The sequence below is a fragment of the Plasticicumulans sp. genome (assembly GCF_035331805.1).
Classification (GTDB): Bacteria; Pseudomonadota; Gammaproteobacteria; order Competibacterales; family Competibacteraceae; genus Plasticicumulans.
The window spans coordinates 1-4,169 of the sequence record NZ_DAOLKE010000307.1 but is presented as its reverse complement, the minus strand read 5'-3'; the positions used below and the strand labels follow the sequence as shown (position 1 = coordinate 4,169).

Here is a 4,169-nt window from a genome sequence, read left to right as displayed (position 1 = left end):
TGAACGCCGATGAATTCGGTCTGCAGCCTGGGTTCGCCATCCTCCAGCAGCATCGAGATGACCTCGCGCAGGTTCTGGTCAAGCTCGTCGAGCGTGGCGCCCTGGGTATGGGCGCCGGGGAAGCCCGGGACATAAGCGACGTACGTGCCGGTATCCGGGCAGCGTTCGATGACAGCGCTGAAGTTCCGCATGATGGCCTGCCGACCGGGAGGAGGAGATTGCGGAAGCTTAGGGGGCGGGCTGCAGGTTTTGCACCGGGGAGTGCTGCGGATCAAACGCGGGGAAGGCGGCGCAGCGCGAAACGGCTGTGCCGCCGGCTTTCATCTGCCTACTGCACCAGCGGCGACCCCGCCCCCGCGCCTTCCAGCTCGATGCCGCTGATCTCGGCCTTGCCGATCAGCACCTGCAGGTACTGGCGCATGGCCGTGTGCCGCACCGTGTCGGCGAGGTATTGCGCGATCTTGTCCTGCACCTGCTCGAAGGCGAGCGGGCGGCCGTCGATGCGGCGTTCGACGCGGATCACGTGGAAACCGAAGCGCGTCTCGACCGGCTCGGGGCCGACCGTGCCGGGGGTGATCTTCGGCAGCGCCTGCTCGAACTCCGGCACCGTCTGGCGCGGGCCGATCTGGCCGAGCTGGCCGCCGGTGGCCTTCGACGGGCAGGCCGAGCGTTCGGCAGCGAGTGCGGCGAAGCGCGACGGGTCGGTGACGAGATCGGCAATCGTCGTTTCGGCGGCGCTCTTCGCGGCGGCGCGGTCCTCGGGGATGCCGGGGGCGGCGGCGAACAGGATGTGCGCGACCTCGTAGAGATCCGGCGTGCGGAAGGCCTTCGGGTTGGCGTCGAACACCTGCCGGCAGGTGGCTGCGTCGGCCTGCGGCAGTTGCACGGCGCGCTCGATCAGCGTCGCGATCGCGGTATCGGTGTCGGCGGTGTCGATGCCGTGGCTGCGGGCCTCCTGCAGCAGCAGCTCGCGCATCACCAGCGCCGTCGCCGCGGCCTGACGCGCCTGCGCCGGGTCGGGCAGCGGGTGGTGCTGCAGTTCGGTCTGGATGTCGGTTTCGGCAATCTCGACACCGTTGACAGTCACGGTCACGGGGGTCTCGCTCATGGCGGCTCTCGGGGGGCGGGGCGGAGGCGGGCGGTCGCGGCGGCCGGGTCAGGGCGTCGGGCCGGCGTCGTACTTGCGGTGCGTGCTGCGATCGAGCGGGCAGACCACGGGCAGGAACTGCTGGCGGCGCGCAGAGTAGGCGAGCAGCGCCCCTTCGGCGATGTCGAAATACCAGCCGTGCAGCGTCAGCCCGCCGGCCTCGACGCGCCGGCGCAGCCACGGGTAGCTCATCAGGTTGTCGAGCGACAGCAGGATGCTCGCCAGCTCCAGCGCGCGCAGGCGCTCCTCGGGCGACTTGTGCGCGAGTTCGTGCAGCACGCGCGTGCGTGCCGGTTCGGCGATCTGCATCCAGCGGCCGAGGAAGTCGGTCTCGTCGGTCAGCGGCTGCGGGTCCATCAGGTAGCGGATGCCGCCGCAGCGCGCGTGGCCGAGCACGATGATGCGCTCGACCCCGAGGCCGCAGATCGCGAACTCGATCGCCGAACTGACGCCGGGCGGGGCGTCCGGCGTACACGGCGGCACGAGGTTGGCGACGTTGCGCACGATGAAGATGTCGCCGGGCTTGCAGCCGGTCAGCAGCGCCGGATCGACGCGGGCATCGCAGCAGCCGATCAAGAGCGTCGACGGGTTCTGGCCGTGGCGCAGGGTCTCGAACAGGCCGTCCTCACCGAAGTGCTCGGCCTGGAACTTCAGGAAGCCGGAAACGAAGGCGGAGATGTCAGGCATGGCGGCGCTACCGGGCAAGACGGCGGGGAAGGCGGCTTGCGCGTCTTCCCCGCCCGGACAGGCGGCCGTTCAGCGCTGGCGCACGATCTGGTACGGGCGCTTCACGTAGCCGAGCGGCACGCTCCAGACGTGTACGAGGCGGCTGAACGGGAACAGCAGGAAGATCGTCATGCCGAGCAGCAGGTGCAGCTTGAACAGCCCGCCGACGTTGGCGGCGATCGCCGCGGCGCCCGGGCCGTCGAAGGTGACGATGTGCTGCGCCCAGGCCATCAGCGTCAGCATGTTGGCACCGTCGAGGTGGAACAGCGACACCGGGATGGTCAGCAGGCCGAGGATCAGCTGCCCGTACAGCAGCAGCAGGATCACGATGTCCATGCGGCTCGAATTCGCACGCACGCGCGCATCGTTCAGGCGCCGGTGCACCAGCGCCGTCAGGCCGATGAAGCACATCGTGCCGAACAGGCCGCCGAGCACGATCGCCACCCACTGCTTGAAGCTCGCCGACACGCCGAGCGCGTGCCAGACCGCGACCGGCGTCAGCAGGCCGGCCAGATGGCCGAAGAAGATGCCGATGATGCCGATGTGGAACAGGTTGCTGGCGCGCCGGAAGCCGGCGTTCGACAGCATCTGGCTCGAATGCGCCTTCCACGTGTACTGGTCGCGGTCGAAGCGCAGCAGGCTGCCGATCAGGAACACGGTGCCGGCGATGTACGGGTAGACGCCGAACAGCAGGTCGTTCAGGTAGGACATGACGGAATTCCTCAGGATTCAGGAGCCGGCGGCTCAGCGGGACGGCTGCGAAGGCGCCGGCGCGCGCATCTGCCGCGGCGGCACGAAGGCCAGCGGTTGCGCCGTGCCGGCCGCCGCGACGCCGCAGCCGCCGTCCGGCGCCTGGCTGGCGAGGAAGGTCACCTGTTCCTCCTCCCAGATTTTGTCCATGTCGGTGATCGTGCGGTCCGGGCCTTCGCTGGCGGCCTGTGCGCGGATCTCGCCGAGGTCTGCGGGCAGCTCGATCAGCGCCAGCAGCGCGTCGAACAGCACCGCGTACGGGTCGTGGCGCTCGGCCAGGCGCGCACCGAGCAGCGCGATGACGTGGCTCGCGTCATCGAGCAGGCGGCGCGCCTCCTCGTGCGGGCGCGTGGCCAGGAATTCGAGGAACAGCGGCAGGTAGTCCGGCAGCTCCCGGGCCTTCAGCTCGAAGCCGGCGCCGCGGTAGACATCGAGCAGATCGACCATCGCCTGACCGCGGTCGCGCGATTCGCCGTGGATGTGCTCGAACAGGTGCAGGCTCAGCTTGCGGCCGCGGTCGAAGCGCGCGACGTAATGCTCCTGCAGCGTCCAGAGGTCGGAATCGGCCAGTTCGTCGATGAAGTCCACCAGCCGGCCGCGCTCGACGACCGGCAGTTCATCGTCCTCGCGCACGAGCGCGGCCAGTTCGGGCAGGGCGTCCATGAGATCCGGCTGCGGGTAGCAGAGCAGCGCGGACACGATCTTCAGCGTCAGCATGATGCGTATTCCTCGGGTGTCCGGTGCTTCACTTGACGAAGCGGATCGGGTTGGCGCGGCGGGTCGTCTGCTTTTTGCCGCCGAAGAGATTCAGCTTGCTGCCGCCATCGGCGCAGCCGTTGCCGAAGCTGAAACCGCAGCCGCCGCGCTCGCTGAAGGCGTCGTAGGTCGCCGAGGCGTACTCGCGGTGCGAAGTCGGGATCACGAAGCGGTCCTCGTAGTTCGCGATCGCCAGATACCGGTACATGCTCTCGACCTGATCGAGGCGCAGGCCGACGGCATCGAGCACGTCCTGACGGATCTCGCCATCGACGGTTTTCGCCCGCATGTAGGCGCGCATCGCCAGCATGCGCTTGAGCGCAAGGCTCACCGGTGCCTCGTTGCCGGCGGTCAGCAGGTTGGCGAGGTAGCGCACCGGAATGCGCAGGCTGTCGACATCCGGAATGATGCCGTTCATGCCGAGCTGACCGGCTTCGGCCCTGGACTGGATCGGGGAAAGTGCCGGCACGTACCAGACCATCGGCAGCGTGCGGTACTCGGGGTGCAGCGGGAAGGCGATCTTCCAGTCGATCGCCATCCTGTAGACCGGCGAAGCCTGCGCGGCGGTGAGCCAGGCCTCCGGGATGCCCTCGGCGCGCGCGGCGGCCTGCACGGCCGGATCGAACGGATCGAGGAAGATGTCGAGCTGCGCCTGATACAGGGCTTTTTCGTCCTGCACCGCCGCGGCTTTCTCGATGCGGTCGGCGTCATAGAGCAGCACGCCGAGATAGCGGATGCGCCCGACGCAGGTTTCCGAGCACACGGTCGGCTGGCCGGCCTCGATGCGCGG

At 68.9% G+C, this 4,169-nt stretch carries 5 protein-coding genes and 1 pseudogene; all 6 read right to left on the bottom strand.

Annotation, left to right across the window (positions count from 1 at the left end; translation table 11 throughout):
* A partial coding sequence (locus tag PKE44_RS15835; RefSeq protein ID WP_324553046.1) for a type II toxin-antitoxin system HicB family antitoxin occupies positions 1–191 on the bottom strand: 191 nt, incomplete at its 3' end.
* A gap of 137 nt (positions 192–328) precedes the next feature.
* Positions 329–1,108 (bottom strand): peptidylprolyl isomerase, encoded by a 780-nt coding sequence (locus tag PKE44_RS15830; RefSeq protein WP_324553044.1) that lies wholly within the window; start codon positions 1,106–1,108, stop codon positions 329–331.
* A gap of 48 nt (positions 1,109–1,156) precedes the next feature.
* Complete coding sequence (locus PKE44_RS15825; RefSeq protein ID WP_324553042.1) at positions 1,157–1,834, bottom strand: carbonic anhydrase; 678 nt, start codon at positions 1,832–1,834, stop codon at positions 1,157–1,159.
* A 69-nt stretch (positions 1,835–1,903) separates the two neighbouring features.
* A complete protein-coding gene (narI, locus tag PKE44_RS15820; RefSeq protein WP_324553040.1) occupies positions 1,904–2,584 on the bottom strand; it encodes a respiratory nitrate reductase subunit gamma in 681 nt (226 codons plus the stop codon).
* Positions 2,585–2,617: 33 nt separating this feature from the next.
* Positions 2,618–3,340: a nitrate reductase molybdenum cofactor assembly chaperone gene (gene narJ / locus PKE44_RS15815; RefSeq protein ID WP_324553038.1), complete on the bottom strand. Its 723-nt coding sequence runs from the start codon at positions 3,338–3,340 to the stop codon at positions 2,618–2,620.
* Between the two features lie 28 nt (positions 3,341–3,368).
* Positions 3,369–4,169 (bottom strand): annotated as a pseudogene (gene narH, locus PKE44_RS15810) (nitrate reductase subunit beta); the annotation flags it as partial.

Coding starts and splice junctions, on each gene's coding strand:
- narI (WP_324553040.1), bottom strand. CDS start 2,584: ATGTCCTACCTGAACGACCTGCTGTTCGGCGTCTACCCGTACATCGCC.
- PKE44_RS15830 (WP_324553044.1), bottom strand. CDS start 1,108: ATGAGCGAGACCCCCGTGACCGTGACTGTCAACGGTGTCGAGATTGCC.
- PKE44_RS15825 (WP_324553042.1), bottom strand. CDS start 1,834: ATGCCTGACATCTCCGCCTTCGTTTCCGGCTTCCTGAAGTTCCAGGCC.
- narJ (WP_324553038.1), bottom strand. CDS start 3,340: ATGCTGACGCTGAAGATCGTGTCCGCGCTGCTCTGCTACCCGCAGCCG.